Source organism: Gymnodinialimonas ceratoperidinii, from assembly GCF_019297855.1.
Classification (GTDB): Bacteria; Pseudomonadota; Alphaproteobacteria; order Rhodobacterales; family Rhodobacteraceae; genus Gymnodinialimonas; species Gymnodinialimonas ceratoperidinii.
Genome location: NZ_CP079194.1, coordinates 2,711,723 through 2,733,613 on the forward strand (window position 1 = coordinate 2,711,723; position 21,891 = coordinate 2,733,613).

Consider the following 21,891-nt stretch of genomic DNA (forward strand, 5'->3'; position numbering starts at 1 on the left):
GGTCTCTGGTTGCCCCACCATTGCGGCTGACGCATCCGATTGCGAGGCGAAACGCGCCATTTGACGGAAAACTTGCGACCCGGCCGTGGCGTAAACACCTTGCGAATTGCCGCCCGATTGAGAGACAAGGCGCCATGGATATTTTGAGCTTCGATGATGTGTCCCTGCATGTGCAGGTCGATGGCCCGGAAAACGGCCCGGCAGTGGTTTTCGGCAACTCCCTCGGGACCGACTTGCGGTTGTGGGACGCGGTGGTGCCGCTGCTGCCGGAGGGGCTGCGGCTGATCCGCTTTGACCTGCGCGGGCATGGGCTTTCGAGTTGCCCGCCGGCGCCTTACGGCATGGGCACGCTGGTGCGCGACGCGGAACGGGTGATGGAAGCGCTGGACGCGCGCGACGCGGTGTTCGTCGGCCTCTCGATCGGGGGGCTGATCGCGCAGGGTCTGGCGGCGAAACGGCTTGATCTGGTGCGCGCGGTGGTGCTCTCGAACACGGCGGCCAAGATCGGCACCCGCGCCATGTGGGAGGACCGGATCGAGGCGCTGCGACGCGACGGCCTGGCCTCGATGGCGGACACCATCATGGCGCGTTGGTTCTCTCGCGCGTTCCGCGAAAGCCCGGCCGTTTCGCCATGGCGGCGGATGGTCGAGACCTGCCCCGAGGAGGGCTACGCGGGATGCTGCGCGGCCATCGCGGGCAGTGATTTCTATACGACGACCGCGTCGTTGCGCCTGCCCGCGCTCGTCATTGCGGGCGACCAGGACGGGGCGACGCCGCCGGACCTGGTGCGCGAGCTGGCCGAGCTGATCCCCGGCTCGAAGTTCGAACTGATGCGCGGCGCGGGGCATCTTCCTTGCGTGGAAGATCCCACGACCTATGCCGCCCACCTCACGACTTTCCTCAGCGATATCGGACATTTGCCATGAGCACCTCTGTCTTCGACAGCACCTTGCACCGTGACCTCTTCGGCGACGGCGAGATCGCGCGCCTGCTTTCGGACAGCGCGGAAGTGCGTGCCATGATGCTGGTTCTGGGGGCGCTGGCGAAGGCGCAGGGACAGGCGGGTATCATCCCTGAGATCTCGGGCCAGTTCCTGCACCGCGCCACGATGGAGATCCAGATCGACCCGACGGGGCTTGCCGGGATGAATGGCGTGGTGGTCCCCGGTCTGGTCGCCGCGATGCGCACCGCGCTGGAGGCCCCGGAGCACGCGCAATACCTGCACTGGGGCGCAACTTCGCAGGATATTCAGGATACCGCGCAGAGCCTTCGGCTGCGACAGGTTCTGGCGTTGATGGAAGCCCGTCTGCGCGAGGTGTTAACGGCGTTAACGGATCTGGCGGAGAGCCATGCCGAGACGCCGCAAGCCGCGCGCACCTATGGGCAGGTCGCGGTGCCCAGCAGCTTCGGCGCGCTGGTCGCTTCCTGGGGCTGGCCGATCCTCCGGCTGTTGGAGAGACTGCCCGACCTGCGCCGCCATGCGCTCTGCGTATCGCTCTCCGGCGCGGCGGGCACCGCGAGCCAGTTGGCCCCGGACCCCGCGGCGCTGCGCGCGGCCCTTGCAGAGGGCCTCGGCCTGAGCGATCCACAACGCAGCTGGCACGCGGATCGCAGCGGAATTATCGAGATTGCGCAATGGCTTGCCAGTGTCACCACGACGATGGGAAAGCTAGGTGAAGACGTCTTGCGCCTGAGCCGATCTGACGTGGGCGAAGTGCAATTGGGCGCTGCAGGCGCGTCCTCCACCATGCCTCAAAAGCAGAACCCCGTGGCGGCCTCGGCGCTCGTGGCGCTTGCCCGCGTGGCCCCCGCCCAGGCGGGCGTCCTGTCCCTGCCCCATGGCGAAGCGCGCGACGGCGCGGCTTGGTTCACCGAATGGCTGACCCTGCCGCCGCTGGTTTCGGCCAGCGCGCGGTCGAGCGCCCTCGCCGTGGATGTCGTGCGCAGCGTGACGCCCAAGGCCGAGGCCATGGCGGCCCGCCTGAACGATCCGCTCGGGCTGATCCACGCCGAAGCGCTCTCCTTCGCGCTGACAGCCACCCTCCGCCGCCCTGATGCGCAGGCAGAGGTCAAAAGGCTCACGAAAGAAGCCATCGCATCATGCCGGTCTCTGCCGGAATTGGTCGCGGAAGCGCACCCGGACGCACCCCTGCCGCCGCTCAGCGGCGCTGACGCGCTTGGTCAGGCGCCCCGTGAGGCGCGTGACTTCGTGACAAAGGCGCGGGAATTCCTTTCGGACGCCTAGGCCTCGTACGCCGCCATGATCTGCGCGAAGAGGTTGGGATCGACGTTGCCGCCCGACAGCGTCGCGATCACCGGCCCCGGTTCGAGCGCACCGCCGTGAAACAGAGCCGCCGCCAGTGCCACCGCGCCGCCGGGTTCGACCACCAGCTTCAAGCGGATCGCCGCAATCGCCATCGCGGCCTTCACCTGTGCGTCGGTCACCACGATGCCAGCCCCGCAGAGCCGCTTCATCACCGGGAACGTCAAGTTGCCCGGCGCGGGCGTCAGGACCGCATCGCACAGGCCGACTTCAGGACCGTCGTTCGACTGGATCTCACCCGTGTCGAGCGACCGCGCGACATCGTCAAAGCCCTCGGGCTCCACCGGGCGCACGCGCAACCCCGGCGCTTTCGCCTCCAGTGCGGTCGCGATGCCCGAGGTCAGGCCGCCGCCGCCGCAACAGGTCAGGACCGTGGCGTCCTCGACACCCGCTTCAGTGGTCTGCTCGGCGATCTCCAGGCCGCATGTTCCCTGCCCCGACATAACCATCGGGTCGTCATAGGGCTTCACGAGCGTCAGGCCCCGTTCTTCGCTCAACCTTGCGCCGATGGCGTTGCGATCCTCGCCCCCCTTGCGATCGTAGAGCACGACATCAGCGCCCATCGCGCGGGTGTTGGCGATCTTCAGGGATGGCGCATCCGCAGGCATGAGGATCGTCGCCGGCACGCTCAAAATCTGCGCAGCGCGCGCGACCCCTTGCGCATGGTTGCCCGAGGAAAAGGCGATCACACCGCGCTTTCGCTGGTCATCGGTTAACGCCGTTAACGCGGACCAACCGCCGCGAAACTTGAACGAGCCCGTGTGCTGGAGCACTTCCGCCTTCAGATAAACCGGGCGGCCTGCCATGTCGTCGATGAACGGAGAGCTCAGGAGCGGCGTGCGCCGTACCACGCCCTCTGCCCGAGCGGCCGAGGCTTCGATATCGCTGATCGTGATCATTCACATTTCTCCAGAACGCTGTCGATGACGGCCCGCGCGCCGGGCTCGTCCAGAAACGGAACATGGCCGCGATCGGCCAGCTCCGCGAAGGCCATGTCGGGTCGGCGCCGACGCATTTCGGCCGCCGTCTCCGCCGAAAGGATGTCCGACTGCGCGCCCCGGATCAGTCCAAGGGGCACGCCCTCCAGCGCATCGAAAAGCGGCCAGAGGTCCGGCGCCTCGTAGTCCGGCGCGAAGGCTGGCGCCACCGCGTCGCGCAACTTCGGGTCATACCGCAGATGCAGCGCGCCCGCCTCCTCGCGCCAGACCCGACGCGCAAAGTCCTCCCAGGTCGCGGGCGGAACATTGCGGAACGCGCCGCCATAGACCTCTGGCATGGCCGCCGCCGCTTCCGCCAGTGAGCGATAGGGCGGCGCCTTGCCGATGTAGGTCATGATCGTGGAGAGACCCTCGCCCATGACCTCCGGCCCGATGTCGTTGAAAATGACACCCCGCAGCCGATGCCGCGCCGTGACCGCCATCATCACCGCCACCAATCCGCCACGCGATGTTCCAAGGATGCAGGCGCTTTCCAGCCCGAGATGGTCGAGCAAGACAGCGACATCCTGCGCCTCCTGCATCGGCGTATAAGTGGCAAAATTCGCATGGTCCGATGCCCCGCGTCCCCGAAAATCCATGCGGATGACGCGCGCGCGGTCGCGGTAGTGCTCCAGCACCGGCTCGAAATCATCCATGTTCCGGGTCAGCCCCGGCAGGCAGAGCAGCGCCACCCCCGCGCCCGCATCGTCATAGGCAAGGCGTACACCGTCCTCGGCCGTCACGAACTGCATCAAGCAGCCCCCACGATTGCCGTCACACCACTCAGATCGCGCGCCTCGCGCCCGGGTTTGCCGCTCAACCGGTCCATCGGCTCGCCCGCCCGGTTCACCCAAAGCGTATCGAACCCATAGGCTGCCGCGAAGGACGCGTCCCAGCCGTTGGACGAGACGAACAAGACCTCTTCCGCCGCGCAACCGAACCGCTGCCCCACGAGATCATAGACCCGCCGGTCGGGTTTGAAGACACCGACCTCCTCGACGCTCAACACCGCGTCCAGCATCTCGCCGATCCCGGCGCTTTCCACCGCGCCCGAAAGCATGTCGGGCGAGCCGTTCGACAGGATCCCCGTCTGCATCCCCGCCCGCTTCAACGCCGCCAGCATCTCGGGCACCTCCGGATAGGCGTCCAACTCCCAATAGAGCCCCAACAGATCCTCGCGCAATTGCGCATCATCCAGACCCGCCCGCGCCAGCGCCCAGTCCAGCCCGTCCCCCGTGACGCGCCAGAAATCGCAGTGATCCCGCGCCACCGCGCGCAGCCACGAGTACTGCAACTGCTTCAGCCGCCAATCGTTTGCCACCTGCATCCAGACCTCGGCGAAGGCCTCGCGCCCCGGCTGCCCCGCCAAGGCACGCGCGGCCGCGGATACGTCGAACAATGTCCCGTAAGCATCAAAAATACATGTGGTGATCTTTGCCATCGTCTTTCCCCCAAACTGTCAGGCCAAGTCGTGACACGCAAAAAAGGGGGCCGCAACGCCCCCTTCCCTGTTCCCGTAAATATCCCGGGGTCCGGGGCAGCGCCCCGGTCCTTCCGCGCAGCACGAAAACCCGTCAGAGGTTCTCTGGCTGCGCCATGCCAAGCACGTGGTAGCCGCCATCCACGGTGATGATCTCCCCCGTGGTGCAGGCGCCGTAATCCGACGCGAGGTAGACAGCCGTGCCGCCCACCGCATCCAGCGTCGCATTGGCCCGCATCGGCGCATTGGCCTCGGTCGTCTTGAAGGTCTTGCGCGCGCCTCCGATGGCCGCGCCCGCGAGGGTTTTCATCGGACCGGGAGAGATCGCGTTGACCCGGATGCCCTGCGGCCCAAGATCATTCGCCAAATAGCGCACCGAGGATTCCAGCGCCGCCTTGGCTACGCCCATGACGTTGTAGAAGGGCGTCACCCGGTTGCTGCCCTGGTAGGTCAGCGTCAACAGCGTGCCGCCTTCCGGCATCAGCTCGGACGCGCGCTTGGCCACGTCGATGAAGGAGTAGCAGCTGATCGTGAGCGAGTTCTTGAAGTTCGCCCGCGTCGTGTCGATGAAGCGACCGGCCAGCTCTGCCTTGTCGGAATAGGCGATGGCATGGACCACGAAATCGAGGCTGCCCCATTCGGTCTTGAGGGTCTCGAAACAGGCGTCCATGGAATCGTCGTCGTTCACGTCGACATCGACCATGAGGTTGCTGCCGATTGATGTGGCCAGCGGCTCCAACCGCTTGCCGAAGGCCTCGCCTTGATAGGAAAACGCCAGTTCCGCGCCCTCTGCGTGCAGTGCCTTGGCGATGCCCCATGCGATCGAGCGCTCGTTGGCGACGCCCATCACGAGGCCCCGCTTACCCTTCATCAAATCAGCCATGTCTCAATATCTCACTTCACAAAACGGCTCAGCAGCATCGAGCCGTTCGTGCCACCAAAACCAAAAGAGTTCGTCATCACGGTATCGAGACCCGCATCGGCCTTGTACTCGGTCGCGATCTCCGCAGGATCGAGCGCCGGGTCGAGGGTTTCCACGTTGATCGAAGGCGCGATGAAATCCCCATCGAGCATCAGGAGGCAGAAGGTCGCCTCCAGAGCACCGGCCGCACCCTGGGCGTGTCCCGTCATTGATTTGGTTGATGAAATCGGTGGCGTCTTGCCTTGGCCGAAGACCCGGCGCACGGCCTCCACCTCGCCCACGTCGCCCACCGGCGTCGAGGTGCCATGGGCGTTGATGTAATCAACGGACCGTCCCTCGGGCAGGCTCTGGAGCGCCAGACGCATCGCCCGTTCGCCGCCCTCGCCCGAAGGGGCCACCATGTCGTGTCCGTCGGAGGTCGCGGCAAAGCCCGTGACTTCCGCGTAGATCTTCGCGCCGCGCGCCACGGCGCGCTCCATCTCTTCCAGCACAAGGATCGCACCGCCGCCGCCGATCACGAAGCCGTCGCGGTCCGCGTCGAACGCGCGCGAGGCGCGCCCGGGCGTATCGTTGTATTTCGAGGACATCGCGCCCATCGCGTCGAAGAGGCACGACAGCGTCCAGTCCAACTCCTCCGCGCCGCCCGCGAACATCACGTCCTGCTTGCCCATCATGATCTGCTCGGCGGCCGATCCGATGCAGTGCAGCGAGGTGGAGCAGGCCGAGGTGATCGAGTAATTGATCCCCTTGATCTTGTAGGCCGTGGAGAGGTTGGCCGAGATCGTGGACGACATGCACTTGGGCACCGCGAAAGGCCCGATCCGCTTGGGCGAGCCCTTCTCGATCACCGTCTGATGCGCCTGGAACATGGCGCTGGTCGATGGCCCGCCGGAGCCTGCGATCAGGCCCGTGCGCTCGTTGACGACGTCGCCTTCCTCCAGCCCCGCATCGGCGATGGCCTGCCCCATGGCGATATGGGCATAGGCCGCCCCCGGCCCCATGAAGCGCAGTGCGCGCTTGTCGACATGCTCAGCCACGTCGATCTTCAGGGTGCCCGCAACCTGGCTGCGGAAACCGTGTTCGACCATCTCGGGCGAGGCCTCGATCCCGGAGCGGCCGGCCTTCAGGCTTTCCGTCACCTCGGCGGCGTTGTTTCCGATGGGGGATACGATGCCCAATCCTGTCACGACGACACGTCTCATTAGCGAACCTCTGGTTTGACGCAGGCCCTTGGGCGCGCACGTCTTGCTGCTTTCACCCCGTATCTAGGCATTGGGGCGCTTTGCGCGCAACCCGTTAGCGCCGGAAGTGGATGTTGCTGTCCCGGCCCAAAACACGGCGCATGCACCAGAAAATCACCACAAGGCTGATGATCAACCAGAGCGCGCCCCAGATCATCGTGGTGCCGCCGACCTCTTCCGCCAACATGCGCGCGTCCGAGCGCAGGGAGGCGCGGCGCAGCGTGTCATCGAAGATGTCGTAGGGGACGTAGATCAGGCTGGAGAGGCCGATGACCCGCAGGATGAGGTCGCACCATTGCGCCGAGAGGAACCGCCCCGCCGCAATCAGGGCCGCGCCCGTCGCGCCGCAGATCAGCAGCGCCGTGACGTCGCGGACGTAGAGCAGCATCACCACCAGCATCAGCACGCCAAGTCCCGAGAGGACCATCCGGTCCGCCCGGCCGCGCAGCGCGGCGATCAACAGGCCCGCCCCGATCAGGAGCGAGCCCAGGTATCCGGCGGTGAGGATCAGGAAGCGCGAACCGCCCCGCGTCCAGGCCTCGCCGCCCTGCTGGAAATTCACCGAGAGCGACTCGATGGAGCCGCCCGTCAGGATCGCGGCAAGCCCATGGGACAATTCGTGGAAGAACACCACGAGCAGTTTCAACGGCAGCACCAGCGGCGTCGACCAGAGCGCGAAGACCGCGACGGTCAACGCGATCAACTGCCAATGGTCGCGCAGGAATGCCATGGGGCGAAAGGCCATTGCCGCGTCAGCTTTCGCTCAGCGCGACCTTCATGTCCTTGACCTGATAGATGACTTCGCCATCGGCCTCGACCCGGCCATCGGCCACGCCCATGGTCAGGCGGCGGGTCTGGATCGCCTTGGTGAAATCCACGTAGTAGGTCAGCATCTTGCGGTCAGGACGCACCATGCCGGTCAGCTTCACCTCGCCTACGCCAAGCGCATAGCCCCGGCCCTGCCAGCCGCGCCAGCCAAGATTGAAGCCGGTCAGCTGCCACAGGCCATCAAGGCCGAGGCATCCGGGCATGATCGGGTTGCCGGGGAAATGGCATTCGAAGAACCAGGCGTCGGGCTTGATATCGAACTCGGCGACCACGTGGCCCTTGCCATGCGCGCCCCCGTCGCCGGAGATTTCGGTGATGCGATCCATCATCAGCATCGGCGGTTCGGGCAATTGCGCATTGCCTTCGCCAAACAGCTCTCCACGCGCGCAGCGCAGCAGATCTTCGCGGTCAAAGCTCGTCGGATAATCGGACATCAGTCCCCCTGCTCGTCTTGTTTCCTGCCGCTTGCGGCTTGCCCCACACCTATCATCCCGTCCATTTCCCACGCAAGGGCGGCCGATTGGGCACAATAAAGCATAGGCGACATGGGTATTTGCATTGGGTCGGCAATTGACCATATATGGGGTTGTGCACCTTACAAGAAAGCCCCGGGCCCATGACCCCTGAAGCCCTAGAGCGCTCACAATCCTGGCTTGGACAGGCCGAGCTTCGCCCCACGCGCCAGCGCCTTGCGTTGGCCTCTCTGTTGGTGGGCGACGGTCAGGACCGCCATGTGACAGCGGAAAGCCTTCACGAAGCGGTATTGGGCACTGGCGACAAGGTGTCCCTCGCGACCGTCTACAACACCCTGCGCGCGTTCTGCGATGCGGGGCTGATGCAGGAGGTCACCGTCGACGGCAATCGCAGCTACTTCGATACCCGTGTCGACGATCACCCCCATTTTTACCTCGAAGGCTGCGGCTCGCTCAAAGATGCGCCGGCGGCCGAGCTACAGATCAAGAGTTTGCCTGATGTGCCAGAGGGTTACGAGGTCGCGAAAGTCGACGTCGTGATCCGGCTGCGGCCGATCGAGTAAGCGCGGCATGGCAAAGGTAATCGATCCCGCTGCGGCCAAAGGCTATGTGGCGGCGCCCCATCCGTCGAATGACCAACGCGTTGCGGCGCTGCATTCCTATGGCATTCTCGATACGCCCCGGGACGCGGAGTACGACGCCGTGGTCGAACTGATCGCGCGCATCTGCGACGTGCCTTTTGCCGTGATCAACTTCATCGACGAGGATCGGCAGTGGTTCAAGGCCGAGGTCGGCCTCGGCACCCGGGAACTGCCGCTGGACGAATCCATCTGCGCCCATGCGATCCTGCTCGACGATTTCATGGAGATCGAGGACACGCTCAACGACGATCGCCTTTGCGGCAATCCGCTCTGCGTGTCCGGCCCGAACCTGCGTTTCTATGCCGGTGCGCTGTTGAAAACGGCGGAAGGCATGCCGCTCGGCACCCTCTGCGTGCTGGACCAGAAACCGCGCGTCCTGACCGATCTGCAGCGCGACGCTGTCAAGGTGATGGCCGCACAGGTGATGCGCCAGATGGAACTGGCGCTCGCCCTGCGGCGCGAGGAATTGCTGCGTCTGGAAGTCGATCACAGGGTCAAGAACTCGCTGCAATCGGTCTCGGCCATGGCGCGTATCCAGTCCCGCATGCTGACCGACGAGGCCGCACGCGACGCCCTGCAACTGATGCAGCAACGGGTCGAGATCATCGCCGCTCTGCATACCGCGCTCTACAAGACCAACGCGGGCGAGCGGATCAACATCTCCGCCTACCTCGCCTCGGTCGCCGACCTGATCCGGGGCACGCTGCACCCAAATCAGGAGCTCGCGCTCTCTACCGGCTGCAACAAGGCAACGATTACCTCGCAGGAAGCCGGTGCGCTTGGCCTGATCGTGGCGGAACTCACCGCAAACTCGCAAAAGCACGGCTTCGCGGACGGACGCGCGGGCAAGATGACCCTCGACCTCAGCACCGCCGAGGACGGAGAGCTGGTTCTCACCTATACCGATGACGGTCTGGGCAGCGCCGCGCCGAAGTCGGAAAGCTCCACCGGGATGGGCATGTCGGTCATCGATATGCTGTCGGAACAACTTGGCGGCGTCTTTTCCGCTGACATCACCGAGGCGGGATATCAGGGCACCCTGCGCTTCCGCGCCGTGGTGTAACTTCCCTTTTTAGCTAGCCATCGGCGCGAAAACCCCCTAAGCGCGCGGGAAAGCATTCCCTTATTCTAAAAAGGCCATCGTAATGGACCTCCGTAATATCGCGATCATCGCGCACGTTGACCACGGCAAGACCACTTTGGTGGACGAGCTTCTCAAGCAATCCGGTGCTTTCCGCGAAAATCAGGCCGTCGCCGAACGTGCCATGGACAGCAACGACCTTGAGCGCGAGCGCGGCATCACGATTTTCGCCAAGCCCACGTCGCTGGAGTGGAAAGGCACGCGGATCAACATCGTCGACACCCCCGGCCACGCCGATTTCGGGGGCGAGGTGGAGCGCATCCTGTCGATGGTCGATGGCGTGGTGCTGCTGGTCGACGCCGCCGAAGGCCCGATGCCGCAGACGAAATTCGTGACCTCCAAGGCGCTCGCCCTCGGCCTGCGTCCGATCGTGGTGCTCAACAAGGTCGACAAGCCCGACGCCGAGCCCGACCGCGCGCTGGACGAGGTCTTCGACCTCTTCTCCTCGCTCGACGCCGACGAAGATCAGCTCGATTTCCCACACATGTATGCCTCGGGCCGCTCCGGTTGGGCCGATCACGAGCTGGACGGCCCGCGCAAGGACCTGCACGCGCTGTTCAACCTGATCGTGAACCACGTCCCCACGCCCAAGCAGATCAACCACCAGGATGATGACTTCCGCATGCTGGCCACCACCCTCGGCGCCGACCCCTTCGTGGGCCGCCTGCTGACCGGCCGCGTCGAAAGCGGCCGCCTCAAGGTGGGCCAGACGGTGCAGACCCTCTCGCGCCTGGGCGAGAAGATCGAGCAGTTCCGCGTCACCCGCATTCAGGCCTTCCGGGGTCTTGCACAGCAGGACATCGACGAGGCGCTCGCGGGCGACATCGTCTCGCTCGCCGGGATGACCAAATCCACCGTGGCCGACACGATCTGCGCGCTGGCCGTGGAAGAGCCGCTGGAAGCCCAACCCATCGACCCGCCCACCATCACCGTCACCTTCGGCATCAACGACTCGCCGCTGGCGGGCCGTGACGGCAAGAAGGTGCAGTCCCGCGTGATCCGCGAGCGCCTGATGAAAGAGGCGGAAAGCAACGTCGCCATCAAGATCACCGACACCCCGGGCGGCGAGGCCTTCGAGGTTGCCGGTCGCGGCGAATTGCAGATGGGCGTGCTGATCGAGAACATGCGCCGCGAGGGGTTCGAGCTGTCGATCTCCCGCCCGCAGGTGCTTTTCCGCGAGATCGACGGAGAGCGTCACGAGCCGGTCGAGGAAGTCACCATCGACGTGGATGACGAATACTCCGGCGCCGTGATCGAGAAGCTGACCGGCGCGCGCAAGGGCGAGTTGGCCGAGATGAAACCGGCCGGCGCGGGCAAGACCCGCATCATCGCCCATGTCCCCTCTCGCGGGCTGATTGGCTACCACGGCGAATTCCTCACCGACACGCGCGGCACCGGCGTTCTGAACCGCGTGTTCCACGAATGGGCGCCCTACAAGGGCACCATTCCGGGCCGTCGCCAGGGCGTGCTGATCTCCATGGAAAACGGCACCTCGGTGGCCTTCGCTCTGTGGAACCTCGAAGATCGCGGCAAGATGTTCATCGGCGCGCAAGAGCCTGTCTACACCGGCATGATCATCGGCGAGCACAGCCGTGACAACGATCTGGAAGTGAACCCGCTCAAGGGCAAGAAGCTCACCAACGTGCGCGCGTCTGGCACCGACGAGGCGGTCAAGCTGACCACCCCCGTCACCATGACGCTCGAGCAGGCCATCGCCTATATCGACGATGACGAGCTGGTCGAAGTCACGCCCAATGCGATCCGTCTGCGCAAGCGCTACCTCGACCCGCACGAGCGCAAGCGCCAAGCCCGCGCCAGCTGATACCGACCAAGATACGCCGCGGATCACCGTGGCGTATCCTTGCCCTCCGAGGCACCTCTCCCAAGGGCGCGGTTCGCGCGTCGGGAACCTTGACCCCTCTTTTGCGTTTATATTGCAAGGAGGTGGCCCATGATTGCCCCATTTACAACTCTCAAGAAATCGACGGTTTCCGCGAAGGCTGGAAGCTTTCAGGTCTCGGATCTGATGTTCGATCCCGACCGTCACACGGTGGACTACGCGGTGCTGAGCGGCGGCGGATGGATTGCCCATACCGACGTGCTGCTCCACAGCAAGCGCCTGCGCGCCTTCGAGCCGTCCGAGATGGTCTGGCCGGCCCAGATGGGCGAGTCCGACCTCGCCGACGCTCCGCGCATCGGCACTGACAACCGCGTGGACCTCACCAACCTGCCCCCCGTCATCGTCGGTCCCTTTGGGATGACCTATTCACCGATGCTGCTGGCCGCGAAGCTGTTCGGCTACCCGATCTCCAAGGATCGCGCCACCAAGGACGCGGAAGAGCGGCTGGAACGGATGAGTGATTGGATCGGTGCCGTGGTGTTCAACGCCGAGGGTCCGATTGCGCGGATCGTCAACTTCAACGTCGATACAGAGACGATGAAGGTGGTGGAGGTCAAGATCGCCATCGATGCAGAGATGCACGCCTTGCCGATCACCTCGCTGCGCAACTTCGTGACGGGCGATGGCTACGCTGTCACCGATCTCACGGTTGACGATATCCAGCAAGGTTTCACGGCGGTCGAGCCCGGCCCGATCATGCCCGTGCCGCCGCGCCGCAGTTGGGTGCAACACGCCGCTGCCTGAACGACGGGGCGAGTCAGCTTGAAGCTGGCCCGCCAAACAGATGATCCATGGTGAGCGACGGCTGGTCGCAACCCGCCTCGCCCACGATTTTCGCCGGAACGCCCGCCACGGTCTTCATCGGCGGCACCTCCGTCAGCACGACCGAGCCCGCCGCGATCCGCGAGCAATGGCCGATCTTGATGTTGCCCAGAACCTTCGCCCCCGCCCCGATCAAGACACCGTCGCCGATCTTCGGATGACGGTCTTCCTCTTCCTTGCCGGTGCCGCCAAGCGTCACGGAGTGTAGCATCGAGACGTTGTCTCCGACGACGGCCGTCTCACCGATCACGATGGAATGGGCGTGGTCGATCATGATCCCCTGACCCACACGCGCCGCGGGGTGGATATCGACGCCGAACACTTCCGAAACACGCATCTGCACGAAATACGACAGGTCACGTCGCCCCTGCCGCCACAGCCAATGGCCGACCCGGTAGGCTGTAATCGCCTGAAAACCCTTGAAGAACATCAACGGCTGAAGAAAGCGATGGCACGCCGGATCGCGGTCATAGACGGCCACGATGTCCGCGCGCGCCTGCTGGCCGAGCATCGGATCCGTGGCGAAGGCCTCATCCGCGATTTCACGCAGCAATTGCTCAGACATCTCCGACGACGCAAGCTTCTGCGCAACACGGTAGGCGAGCGCGTTTTCCAATGTGGGGTGGTGGAGGACACAGGCATGGACCAGCCCGCCGAGCAGAGGCTCAGAGGCGATGGCGGTCGATGCTTCCTCGGTGATCCGGCTCCAGACCGGATCGACTTGGGTGACGTGGGATTGAGTACGCGCCATGGGCCGTCTCCTTTGCGATGCTTCCCTGCCAGAATACGCAAGGCCACCGCAAAGGTCCATGAAACGATCACATGTAATCTGTTAACTCAGTTAACAATCCCTAGACGGGATCGGGCAACGCAAGCTCCGCGTAATGGGCGACCAGACGGATCGTCCCGCCCGCGAAATCGCCCCCCTGCGCGGTAATCTCCAAGGCGGTCGGTGACCAGTAGACCTGCGGCGTGCCGGGCCCGCTCACCCACGAATTGAGCGACGTCCCAAGGCCCGAGCCATAGCGCTGCAAATCTCCCGTGACGCCGATATCCCACGTCGTCGCCGTTCCCGTGATCGCCGAGATGACCCGCCCCGTTACGCCGTAAGCCACTGCTCTTGCGGGGAAAACAACCGGGGTTGTGACGCTCGCACCCGCTGCCAGGGTCACGTCGAACTCCGCGCTCGTCAGGCCAATGCAGGCGCCGCCGGGCGTCAACGTCTGCGCGCCCACGCGCCAGGCCGCCCCATCGAAAATCGCAAGCGATCCCGCATCGAGCACCACGGCCCGCCATCCCCTTTGCGCCGGCACGAAAATCCAACCGCCCCCCGAAGCAATCGCGACCGAGCCTTCCTGCCCCGCCCATGCGTTGACCGCGCCCGAGGGCACGCCATAGGCGAAGCCGTCAAGCGCTGCGGGCGGCGTCGTTTCGCTTACGGACTGCAAGCGAAGCTGCGCCAATCCGTCGAGCCGCACCAAGGCCTCGTTCACGGTGACATGCTTTTGCGCCTGCGCGGGCGCGAGCAATGGCAGGGCCAATTCGGGTGTATCACTCATTGATCTGAATCCTCGCGTTGGGCCCCGCCCCGAACCTTTCGGAGACCTGAGCAACTTCGATGGCATAATCGCTCAACGTGCCGTCGCTGGCGCGCATCGCGTCGGTGTAGGTGAACTGCGGGACGCTCAAGACCTCCTCGCGGCGGGTCTCATTGGCATCGACGATCCGCAGGATGTATTGCTCCGACGCCTCGCCAAGCGGCACGTCGGTGCCGTCCCAACTGTCCGCGTCGATGCGAGAGCGGCGGATCCAGCTGACCTCACGCGCCGCTCCGTCACGGGGAGCTCGCAGGTGGACCGGGCTATAGGGGCGCAGGCCATTGCCCTGAAAAGCCACGACCTTTTCGACGTAGCTCGGGTCATCAACGGACCGGCGCGCAGGACCGATACGCCAATGGCGCTCCAATCCGCGGGAGGCACTGGAGAGATCCACCTGGGTCACGCCGCCATCCAGCAGCACGAAAACGCTGCCGGCCGGCCAGAAATCCGGCATGAGGGCATCGGTGCCTTGCTGACCCCGCAAACGCATGCCGATCTCCCAGGTGTCCGGCGCCACCAATGTGGCGTCGGCGAATTGCATCACCTCCCAGATGTCATCCTCGCCCGACCCGATCGCCGCGCCGTTCCCGCCGGTCAGAACCGCCGAGAGTTCCGATGACGAGAGGCTCCCCGTCTCAAGCCGTATCCGGACCGGCCCAGCGCGATCCCAGACGCCCGGTCGCTGTGCATAGAGCGGCTCAAGCAGGGTCCCGATGATGGCGGGCTGTTCGACCAGCTTGTTCAAGGTGAACCCATCGGGTCCGGGAGCCGAGTAGACGGCTGCAGAACCCGGCCAGGGATCCGCGGCGACGGCAAGATGGGGCGCATGCGCGACCTCGTCCCCGGTCAAGAGCGGCAAATCAAGGAAGATGGGCGTAACAGGCAGGGGCGGCACAAAGGCATTCACGCGCACCGCTTCCTCGACCTCGTCCGAGGCTGTCGCGGTGCTCGGCTCGACCCGCACGGCCTCGATCTGTCGGAAGCCTCGATCCTCCACCCGGTCGACGCGCCATCTTTGGCCGTCCTCGGTTGCGATCAGGGCGCCGGCTCCGACGGCACGCTGCGAAGGCGGCAGGGCGAAGCGCAGCGTGTCCTTGGCCACCCGCCCCTCCGCCAGCCACCGCTCCGCCGTGGACTGTCCTTCGCTCGTCGTGAGAGCCAGGGGAAGGTTAACGTCGTTAACCTTATCCGCGCCGTCACCGGGGAAAACCGCCTCGGCAACCTTGTCGCCGTAGCCCCCCTCTGCCTCCGTGTAGGAAATGCGCAGACGCCCCACCGTCTCGGCCTCGGGCGCACGGATATGGGTGAAGCCTCCTTCGTCGTCATCGTCCCGCGCCGTCGTGGCAGCGTCGATGAGTGTTTCCGGCAGCTGCGGCATCGTCAGGAACACCAGCTTTCCGTCCCGCTCCACCGCATGAAACCCGTGGGTCAACATCAGCGGTTGCAACCGTGCGCGCGCGCTCTGGGTCTGTGCCGAGACGTGGCCGCGCACGAGGCCGAAAAGCCGCGAGACATCGTAATCCGTGACACCCGCCTCTTCGCAAATTTCCGCAACCACGAGGTCGAGCGGCTGCGCATCAAGCCGTCCTGTCAGCCAGTGCCCGCGCGTCCAGTTGTCACCATCGCTCCACCGTTCCCGATCATTCGGAAAGGCCGGCCAGACCCGCGCGTCCCAAGCCCAGGCATGGGCCCGACCCATATCCAGCATCCGCCCATCATATTGATCTGACGGCGGATTTTTCTCATCCGCCTGCCAGTAATCCATGACGGCCCGCAAATATTGCGCCTGGATCAAGTCGTCGCGGCGACCGTTGGAATGAGTGGGGATGGCGCTCTCATCCGACTTCGGATCGAGGAACTTGTTGGGTTGGTTGGTGCCCTTGTCGATCGCCGCGCAGCCAAATTCGGTGAACCAGATCGGTTTCGACCGCGGCACCCAGTCCGTGTAGGCATTCTCCACCGCCACCGTGACTTCGGACACCTGCAGCACCGCGCCCGCGGGCGAACCTGTCGTGGGCCCGTTCAGCGCGACCATCACCCGCCAATGGGATGCATCCGGCCAAATTGCGCCGACGCCCACCCAATCCTCTGGCGTCACCGTCGCGCTCTGCTCGATCCAACCGTCGGACACATGCGTGTCGCTCACCGTGAACAGGACCCGAGATCCCCCCGGATTGCCGTTCTCCCGGTTGAACGCCAGGTAGACCGAGGTCTTGTGAGGCTCGCCATCCGTGGGCTCCGCAAGCAGTCGCATTCGGATCGTGACGCGCACCTCCTGGCCCGGCACCATGGGCCGATAGCCCCTTTCCGAACAGGTCAGGTAAGCTCCCGCCACCTGCAGAACATCGCCCTCGCCGGGCGCGGTCTCGACCGTGGCAGAGCCGTAATAAGTGATCGGATCCATCCCCGGCAGGGCTGAAATCGCGTGGTTGAACAGGCGCACCCAGTAGCCCGAAGCCCACCCCTTTCCCTCGAATTCCGGCTCGCCGAGGATCGGCAAATCACGCGTGCGAAATCCGCCGATCCGGTTGGAATGCGGCTGCTCCCACCAATTGCGCAGGTCCTTGAACCGATAGATCCAAGGCTCGTCCATGCCATCGGTGATCTCCGTGCGTCGCTGCGCCGCTTGGGCTTCGGGGCCGGTGTAGAACCATGCGTAGCCCTCGCCGCCCTCGATATTAGATTGCAGGTAATCGAGCGCATGGATTGGCCCGGCCTCGAAATCGAGATGCTCTGTCCCGTCACGCCAATCGCTCACCGGCATGTAGTTGTCGATCGCCACCATATCGATGTTCGGATCAGCCCAGAGAGCGTCGAGGTGGAAATAGACATCGCCTGAACCGTCCTGGGGGTGATAGCCAAAATATTCCGACCAATCAGCGGCATAGGTGATCTTGGCTTGAGGCAGAAGCGCACGGACCTCGGAGGCCAGCGCAATCAAAGCCTCGACCGCCGGATAGCCCTGATCGTCGCGCATCTGGGTCAGGCCGCGCATCTCCGAGCCGATACAGAACGCCTCGACGCCCCCCGCCTGGGCGCAAAGCGCGGCGCAGTGCAGGATGAAGCGGCTGTAGCTCCACTCGGACGGCCCCGAGTACCCCACGCCGGACCCACCCGTGCTGAAGTCCGAGGCCTGTGCCGTGCCGAAGAACGCGTCAATTGCCGTGCGGTTGGCAGGTGTCGCGTCGGTCGTCCCCTCATGGCCCGGCGCGACGTCCCCGGTGATCCGGCCGCGCCACGGCAAGGCCGGTTGTTCCGCGCCGCCGTAAGGGTCGGGAAGACCGTTGCCCTCCAACATCTCCATAAGCAGGAATGGGTAGAACGTGACTTCTTGTCCGCCCGCATGGATCGCCGCGATGGCCTCCAGTACGGAGTCGTCGGCCGGCGTGCCACCGTAGACCGCGCGTCCATCGACCTTGGCGATCACCTCGGCTGACTGCCGATCGATCCCCCCCGCGCGCCACGGCATCTCGCGACCATCATGCTCGGCCTGCTCCACCTTCGGACGCACCTTGCAATGACCCGCGCGCAGGTCGTCGCCGAACCACGAATAGATCAGCGAGACCGACTCGAGGTTGGGCAGCGTATCTCGTAACTGCCCGAGAGATTGAGAGAAATCCGTCACCCCTCCTTCCGCGCTGACGTTGGTCGAGACCCCGCGCGCCAAGCCGTAGCGGTGGCTGACCGGTGTCGTCGCGAGCGCATATTCCCCGGTGCCGGGCATCAGCGCCACCGCGCGCACAGCCTCCGCCGCACTGGGCACGTGGGGCCGCTCAGGCTGCGCCGGGCGCACGACCTCAAAGGCAAATTGCGGCACACGGTTGCCGTAGGGCGTCAGGTCCAGATCCTCGAAGACAACGTAGGCCGTGCCGCGAAAGGCCGGCACTGCCCCCGCGCCTTCAACTGCCTCCAGCAATGGGTCCGGCATCTGGTCATCCGCGCCCTTGTAGAGCCGCCAGGTGACCGCTTCGCGATCGATCTCCACCCCATCAGCCCAGATCCGACCGACCCGCGCGATCTCTCCTTCGCAAAGCGCAATGGCGAGACTGATCGTGTAGGAATAGGTCGTCGTTTTCGGCTGCGGCGGTGCCCCCTTGCCGCTGCCCCCGCTGGTGCTCTTGTGCTCTTGGAACTGCGTCGCCCAGATCACATGTCCGCCCAGACGCATCCGCCCGAAGAGCTGCGCAATCGGAGCCCCTTCGCCCGCGCCCGTAATCCGCAAACGATCCGTCTGCCCCATCTCCACGGGGTCCGAGCCGCTGCCCATCAGGCGCTGGTCGATGACCCGCCCGACCGTCGCGCCCACGGCACGGCCCAGAACGGCGCCGGTCATGCCAAGAATGGGCGCCTGGATGAGCCCGCCGACCGCAGCACCCGCCGCTGAAAGGAGAAGAGTTGCCATGTGAGTTACGTCCTTTCGGGAAACACGAACCGCGCCGCAACGCGTCGGGCCCAGGGCGGCGTCAGCGCACCTTCGGTGACGCCGCGCCCGGAATAGGCATGGAGGAACCGGGCCTCTCGCCCGATCCGGGTCTGCAGGCCGACATGTTTGGCCACCGCGCCGGCCCGCATCCGGAAGATCAGGACGTCTCCCGGCGCGGCGTCTGACAGTTGTTTTTCGATCAGATGAGCCCGAGCAGCGTCGAGCAAACGCTCCTCGCCCGAGGTTTCGGACCAGTCGTTGGTATAGGCGGGAACCGGCGCGGGAAGGTCTCCGTGGCACTCGCGCCACAAGCCGAGGAGCAGCCCGAGGCAATCGCACCCCGCTCCTTTGCAGGAGGCTTGATGCACATAGGGCGTGCCAAGCCATTCTCGCGCCGTCGCGACTACCGCGCTCACCGGCGCGACCCGCCGCTGCGCGCCGACAGACGTGACGGATGGGCAACTTGCCAATCGCCGTCTGGAATATCCGGAAAACCGCGAAAGTTAACGAGGTTAAGGAATTTCAGGCGACAGGTCTCCATGCGCTTGTCGCACCCCGCCGTCAGGCGCACTGTGTCGCCCGGAACAACGTCTGCGCGCAGGTTGTCCCACAGCTCGACGTCCCGACCCTCATCATTCAGCCGATCCAGTTTGACGACACCGGCCAGCCCCTCCCCTGCGCCGGACATCACTCGCAATGTCCCGCGCTCAAACCAACGCGGCTCGAACCCCGCGAGCCCGTCGAAGGTGAAGACCCGCCCGTCGCTCGTGCGGACCTGAGCATTTGTGACATACCCCGGTGTCGTGAGGTCGAAGCCACAGGACGCGTCACCCAGAACAGCCTCGCAGCTCCGTTGGCACACACGCCCTGTGGGCTTGTTCATCAACTCTGCCAATCCGCGCAGCTCCGCCGAGAATGCCCCGTTCGCGCGGGTAATCTCCCCGATCGAGCCGCGAAACTGCAAAACACGGTTAACGGGCGCTGCCCACTGCACCAGCCAGGATTCGACATCGGCGCCATCAAATCGGCCCGCAAAAATATCCTCCTCGGTGATCGCTGCGGCCGACAAAGCGCCAACCGCTTCGGTATTATCCACCGAAAGGCCGGTCGTCTGGCTCAGGGCGGTCGCGCTCAATCCCGTTCCGGCACGAAATGTCGTGCCGTCGAAATCGAGATCGCAATCGTGGTCGGTGAACCCGAATTGAGCGCCGTCCCCGCGCGTCACCCGCCAGCACCGCGCCACGCCGGTCGCACAGGTTTTCAGATGCAGATCAAGGTCTTGTACGCTCATATCCGGATCTCCACGACGGGCACATTCGGAACCTCGCCCGCCTGAAACGATGCCACCGACGTCTGGATCGCATCGGTGTCGAACCGAACCGGCACGTCGAACTCATAGCCCGCGGTGACCTCCACATCCGCCGGCGGCGCATCAACGAATGTGATCGTCCCGGTCGTGTGGTCGACGTCGAAGTGGACGCCCGCGACCAGCTCATCGACCGAGACCCCCGCGAGCACGGAGCCCGTCACCGGTTTGGTTAACGGGCGCGCGTAAGAGTTAATGCCGGATTGGTAGGTCTTGGTCAGTTGAAAGGTGCGCGTCTCACCGTCCCCGGTCCCGATCCGTTGATCTCGAAACGACGGCGCGCCGGATGGGGCGCAGGACTTGAAGTCCGACCAATCCTTCCATCGGAACCCGTAGAGCTGACCGCGTCGGGCCTCGAAAAAGTCAATCAGCAGCGCAATGTCATCGAGCGATCGCATCGACACACCGGCATCATACCGGCGTCGAGAATGCGCCCACGGCGTGTTGCGCTCCTCGAACCCGTTGGTGAGCGCGATCACCTCCGTGCGGCGCTCCGGTCCGCCAACTGAGCCGAAGCTCAGGTTCGCCGGAAATCTAACCTCATGAAATCCCATGAAAATCCCCCCCTACCGGTTCCGTTGGCCCCGCGCCAAGGCGCGTTGGACCTGTGCTGCCACCTGGCTGGAAGATCGCTGGAAGCTTGCCACATCGGGGGTCGTGATGTTCATCGTGACATTCACCGCCCCGCCCTGCGTTGCGGCGGCAACGCCCAGTTTTCCATCAGGGCCACGGCGCAACGGCATGATCGCCTCCGGCCCCGCCTCGCCCATCAGGCCGGTGCCGCCGCGCATCGGAAAGGTCGTGGGACCACTGACAATGCCGCCGCGCGCGAAGGGCATCACGCGCCCTTGGCTGATCGCGCCACCCTTCTCGAAGGGCAGCAAACCGCCGAGCAAAGAGTTAACGCCGGTGCCCAGAGCCGATCCCAATGCGTTTTGCACCGGCCGCATCGCGGTGTTGTATGCGGCGTCGATCATGCTGCTGGCCACGTCCCGCAACGCATCAGAGAGACGCATTCCGTCGAACACCACGCCGTCGAATGCGCGCCGCAAATCACCGCCGATCGCGCGGCTCATCGAGTTCACCTCGCGCCCTGTGTAGAGCATCGCTCCCTGCATTTCCCGCAGCTCCCCCTGAAATGCCGCCGCCATCGACGTCGCCCCCGAAAGGCTCGTTTCCAGCTCCGCAATCTCGGCGTCAAAGCGGCCGAGGCTGTCATCCATCTCTGTCATTTTCGTCCTCGTTTCTCTGGTCTGGGAACCGCGCAAGAAGCGCGTCGAACGCGTCTCGTCGCAGCGGCGCAGCCCCGTTTTCAGGGCCGAGCAATGTCAGGAATTCCGATGGTGTGAGGGCCCAGAACGCGGCAGGAGACAGGCCAAGCCCTTGATAAGCCACGCGCATCAACGCAGGCCAATCGAAGCCTTCGTGCCTGTCGCTCATACCGGCACGGGCCTGAACGCCAACACCAAGAGCCGCGCCGCAACGCGCGCCGCCTCCAGGATGCCGCCTTCAATCTCGGCGTTCAGCAGGTCTTCCACCTGCCCGGTCCAGCCCGCCCCGCGCAGCCCGGCGCAAACCAGCGCCAGCACGTCGGCGGACTTCAACCCCTCGCCCTCGAAGCGCGCCACCATCTGCGCCAGTGAATCCGCGCCGAGCCAATCCTCCAATTCCGCCAAGGCGCCGAGTGTCAGCTTCGCCACGTGCCGCTCGCCGTTCACGGTCAGCGCCACTTCGCCGGTCCATGGGTTTGCCATCC

The 21,891-nt window shown here is 64.9% G+C and carries 22 protein-coding genes; 6 read left to right on the forward strand and 16 right to left on the reverse strand.

The features are described 5' to 3' along the window. The first annotated feature begins 134 nt into the window (after window positions 1-134). Both pcaD and KYE46_RS13105 read left to right on the forward strand, forming a co-directional pair. A complete protein-coding gene (pcaD, locus tag KYE46_RS13100; protein ID WP_219001062.1) occupies window positions 135-926 on the forward strand; it encodes a 3-oxoadipate enol-lactonase in 792 nt (263 codons plus the stop codon). Continuing rightward, complete coding sequence (locus KYE46_RS13105) at window positions 923-2,245, forward strand: lyase family protein (RefSeq protein ID WP_219001063.1); 1,323 nt, start codon at window positions 923-925, stop codon at window positions 2,243-2,245. Before pcaD ends, KYE46_RS13105 begins: the two co-directional genes overlap by 4 nt. On the opposite strand, the gene KYE46_RS13110 is transcribed toward KYE46_RS13105, so the two are convergent. From KYE46_RS13110 to fabA, 7 genes are all read right to left on the reverse strand, one after another. Then, window positions 2,242-3,222, reverse strand: a complete 981-nt coding sequence (locus KYE46_RS13110) for a threonine ammonia-lyase (RefSeq protein ID WP_219001064.1) — start codon at window positions 3,220-3,222, stop codon at window positions 2,242-2,244. The genes KYE46_RS13105 and KYE46_RS13110 overlap by 4 nt on opposite strands. Beyond that, window positions 3,219-4,052, reverse strand: a complete 834-nt coding sequence (locus KYE46_RS13115) for an alpha/beta fold hydrolase (protein WP_219001065.1) — start codon at window positions 4,050-4,052, stop codon at window positions 3,219-3,221. The genes KYE46_RS13110 and KYE46_RS13115 overlap by 4 nt, the downstream gene beginning before the upstream one ends. Continuing rightward, a complete protein-coding gene (locus KYE46_RS13120) occupies window positions 4,052-4,741 on the reverse strand; it encodes a haloacid dehalogenase type II (RefSeq protein ID WP_219001066.1) in 690 nt (229 codons plus the stop codon). Before KYE46_RS13120 ends, KYE46_RS13115 begins: the two co-directional genes overlap by 1 nt. 133 nt (window positions 4,742-4,874) lie before the next feature. After that, window positions 4,875-5,663, reverse strand: a complete 789-nt coding sequence (locus KYE46_RS13125; RefSeq protein ID WP_219001067.1) for an enoyl-ACP reductase FabI — start codon at window positions 5,661-5,663, stop codon at window positions 4,875-4,877. Window positions 5,664-5,674: 11 nt separating this feature from the next. Then, a complete protein-coding gene (locus KYE46_RS13130; RefSeq protein WP_219001068.1) occupies window positions 5,675-6,904 on the reverse strand; it encodes a beta-ketoacyl-ACP synthase II in 1,230 nt (409 codons plus the stop codon). A 94-nt stretch (window positions 6,905-6,998) separates the two neighbouring features. Next, window positions 6,999-7,688 (reverse strand): M50 family metallopeptidase, encoded by a 690-nt coding sequence (locus tag KYE46_RS13135; RefSeq protein WP_247716834.1) that lies wholly within the window; start codon window positions 7,686-7,688, stop codon window positions 6,999-7,001. Window positions 7,689-7,695: 7 nt separating this feature from the next. Next, complete coding sequence (gene fabA / locus KYE46_RS13140; RefSeq protein WP_219001069.1) at window positions 7,696-8,205, reverse strand: bifunctional 3-hydroxydecanoyl-ACP dehydratase/trans-2-decenoyl-ACP isomerase; 510 nt, start codon at window positions 8,203-8,205, stop codon at window positions 7,696-7,698. Between the two features lie 182 nt (window positions 8,206-8,387). Between fabA and irrA the strand changes: the two genes are divergently transcribed. From irrA to KYE46_RS13160, 4 genes are all read left to right on the forward strand, one after another. Next, window positions 8,388-8,807: an iron response transcriptional regulator IrrA gene (gene irrA, locus KYE46_RS13145; RefSeq protein ID WP_219001070.1), complete on the forward strand. Its 420-nt coding sequence runs from the start codon at window positions 8,388-8,390 to the stop codon at window positions 8,805-8,807. Window positions 8,808-8,814: 7 nt separating this feature from the next. Beyond that, window positions 8,815-9,948, forward strand: a complete 1,134-nt coding sequence (locus tag KYE46_RS13150; RefSeq protein WP_219001071.1) for a histidine kinase dimerization/phosphoacceptor domain -containing protein — start codon at window positions 8,815-8,817, stop codon at window positions 9,946-9,948. Window positions 9,949-10,030: 82 nt separating this feature from the next. Then, window positions 10,031-11,848 (forward strand): translational GTPase TypA, encoded by a 1,818-nt coding sequence (typA, locus tag KYE46_RS13155; RefSeq protein WP_219001072.1) that lies wholly within the window; start codon window positions 10,031-10,033, stop codon window positions 11,846-11,848. Between the two features lie 129 nt (window positions 11,849-11,977). Beyond that, window positions 11,978-12,670, forward strand: coding sequence for a hypothetical protein (locus KYE46_RS13160; protein WP_219001073.1), 693 nt, complete (start codon window positions 11,978-11,980; stop codon window positions 12,668-12,670). Between the two features lie 13 nt (window positions 12,671-12,683). Here KYE46_RS13160 and cysE read toward each other — a convergent pair whose 3' ends face one another. The 9 genes from cysE to KYE46_RS13205 form a co-directional block, all read right to left on the reverse strand. Further along, window positions 12,684-13,499, reverse strand: coding sequence for a serine O-acetyltransferase (gene cysE, locus KYE46_RS13165; RefSeq protein WP_219001074.1), 816 nt, complete (start codon window positions 13,497-13,499; stop codon window positions 12,684-12,686). A gap of 100 nt (window positions 13,500-13,599) precedes the next feature. Then, window positions 13,600-14,307, reverse strand: coding sequence for a DUF2793 domain-containing protein (locus KYE46_RS13170; RefSeq protein ID WP_219001075.1), 708 nt, complete (start codon window positions 14,305-14,307; stop codon window positions 13,600-13,602). After that, window positions 14,300-18,748, reverse strand: coding sequence for a baseplate multidomain protein megatron (locus tag KYE46_RS13175; protein WP_219001076.1), 4,449 nt, complete (start codon window positions 18,746-18,748; stop codon window positions 14,300-14,302). Before KYE46_RS13175 ends, KYE46_RS13170 begins: the two co-directional genes overlap by 8 nt. A gap of 5 nt (window positions 18,749-18,753) precedes the next feature. Then, entirely contained in the window at window positions 18,754-19,185 is a 432-nt protein-coding gene (locus KYE46_RS13180) for an NlpC/P60 family protein (protein WP_219001077.1), read from the reverse strand. After that, the gene (locus tag KYE46_RS13185) at window positions 19,182-20,060 is read right to left on the reverse strand and encodes a DUF2163 domain-containing protein (RefSeq protein ID WP_219001078.1); all 879 of its coding nucleotides are present in this window, start codon (window positions 20,058-20,060) and stop codon (window positions 19,182-19,184) included. The genes KYE46_RS13180 and KYE46_RS13185 overlap by 4 nt, the downstream gene beginning before the upstream one ends. Continuing rightward, window positions 20,057-20,689: a DUF2460 domain-containing protein gene (locus tag KYE46_RS13190; protein ID WP_219001079.1), complete on the reverse strand. Its 633-nt coding sequence runs from the start codon at window positions 20,687-20,689 to the stop codon at window positions 20,057-20,059. The genes KYE46_RS13185 and KYE46_RS13190 overlap by 4 nt, the downstream gene beginning before the upstream one ends. 12 nt (window positions 20,690-20,701) lie before the next feature. Continuing rightward, the gene (locus tag KYE46_RS13195) at window positions 20,702-21,367 is read right to left on the reverse strand and encodes a phage tail tape measure protein (RefSeq protein ID WP_247716835.1); all 666 of its coding nucleotides are present in this window, start codon (window positions 21,365-21,367) and stop codon (window positions 20,702-20,704) included. Next, window positions 21,351-21,575, reverse strand: coding sequence for a rcc01693 family protein (locus KYE46_RS13200; protein WP_219001080.1), 225 nt, complete (start codon window positions 21,573-21,575; stop codon window positions 21,351-21,353). Before KYE46_RS13200 ends, KYE46_RS13195 begins: the two co-directional genes overlap by 17 nt. Further along, window positions 21,572-21,889, reverse strand: coding sequence for a gene transfer agent family protein (locus KYE46_RS13205; RefSeq protein ID WP_219001081.1), 318 nt, complete (start codon window positions 21,887-21,889; stop codon window positions 21,572-21,574). Before KYE46_RS13205 ends, KYE46_RS13200 begins: the two co-directional genes overlap by 4 nt. Between the last annotated feature and the right edge of the window lie 2 nt (window positions 21,890-21,891).

Bases quoted from the DNA above. Each gene is read 5' to 3' on its own strand.
- KYE46_RS13130 (WP_219001068.1), bottom strand. From the start codon at position 6,904: ATGAGACGTGTCGTCGTGACAGGATTGGGCATCGTATCCCCCATCGGA.
- KYE46_RS13115 (WP_219001065.1), bottom strand. From the start codon at position 4,052: ATGCAGTTCGTGACGGCCGAGGACGGTGTACGCCTTGCCTATGACGAT.
- KYE46_RS13105 (WP_219001063.1), top strand. From the start codon at position 923: ATGAGCACCTCTGTCTTCGACAGCACCTTGCACCGTGACCTCTTCGGC.
- KYE46_RS13190 (WP_219001079.1), bottom strand. From the start codon at position 20,689: ATGGGATTTCATGAGGTTAGATTTCCGGCGAACCTGAGCTTCGGCTCA.
- KYE46_RS13200 (WP_219001080.1), bottom strand. From the start codon at position 21,575: ATGAGCGACAGGCACGAAGGCTTCGATTGGCCTGCGTTGATGCGCGTG.
- typA (WP_219001072.1), top strand. From the start codon at position 10,031: ATGGACCTCCGTAATATCGCGATCATCGCGCACGTTGACCACGGCAAG.
- KYE46_RS13110 (WP_219001064.1), bottom strand. From the start codon at position 3,222: ATGATCACGATCAGCGATATCGAAGCCTCGGCCGCTCGGGCAGAGGGC.
- KYE46_RS13150 (WP_219001071.1), top strand. From the start codon at position 8,815: ATGGCAAAGGTAATCGATCCCGCTGCGGCCAAAGGCTATGTGGCGGCG.
- KYE46_RS13175 (WP_219001076.1), bottom strand. From the start codon at position 18,748: ATGGCAACTCTTCTCCTTTCAGCGGCGGGTGCTGCGGTCGGCGGGCTC.
- cysE (WP_219001074.1), bottom strand. From the start codon at position 13,499: ATGGCGCGTACTCAATCCCACGTCACCCAAGTCGATCCGGTCTGGAGC.
- pcaD (WP_219001062.1), top strand. From the start codon at position 135: ATGGATATTTTGAGCTTCGATGATGTGTCCCTGCATGTGCAGGTCGAT.
- KYE46_RS13135 (WP_247716834.1), bottom strand. From the start codon at position 7,688: ATGGCCTTTCGCCCCATGGCATTCCTGCGCGACCATTGGCAGTTGATC.
- KYE46_RS13125 (WP_219001067.1), bottom strand. From the start codon at position 5,663: ATGGCTGATTTGATGAAGGGTAAGCGGGGCCTCGTGATGGGCGTCGCC.
- KYE46_RS13195 (WP_247716835.1), bottom strand. From the start codon at position 21,367: ATGACAGAGATGGATGACAGCCTCGGCCGCTTTGACGCCGAGATTGCG.
- KYE46_RS13205 (WP_219001081.1), bottom strand. From the start codon at position 21,889: ATGGCAAACCCATGGACCGGCGAAGTGGCGCTGACCGTGAACGGCGAG.
- KYE46_RS13185 (WP_219001078.1), bottom strand. From the start codon at position 20,060: ATGAGCGTACAAGACCTTGATCTGCATCTGAAAACCTGTGCGACCGGC.
- KYE46_RS13160 (WP_219001073.1), top strand. From the start codon at position 11,978: ATGATTGCCCCATTTACAACTCTCAAGAAATCGACGGTTTCCGCGAAG.
- KYE46_RS13170 (WP_219001075.1), bottom strand. From the start codon at position 14,307: ATGAGTGATACACCCGAATTGGCCCTGCCATTGCTCGCGCCCGCGCAG.
- KYE46_RS13120 (WP_219001066.1), bottom strand. From the start codon at position 4,741: ATGGCAAAGATCACCACATGTATTTTTGATGCTTACGGGACATTGTTC.
- fabA (WP_219001069.1), bottom strand. From the start codon at position 8,205: ATGTCCGATTATCCGACGAGCTTTGACCGCGAAGATCTGCTGCGCTGC.
- irrA (WP_219001070.1), top strand. From the start codon at position 8,388: ATGACCCCTGAAGCCCTAGAGCGCTCACAATCCTGGCTTGGACAGGCC.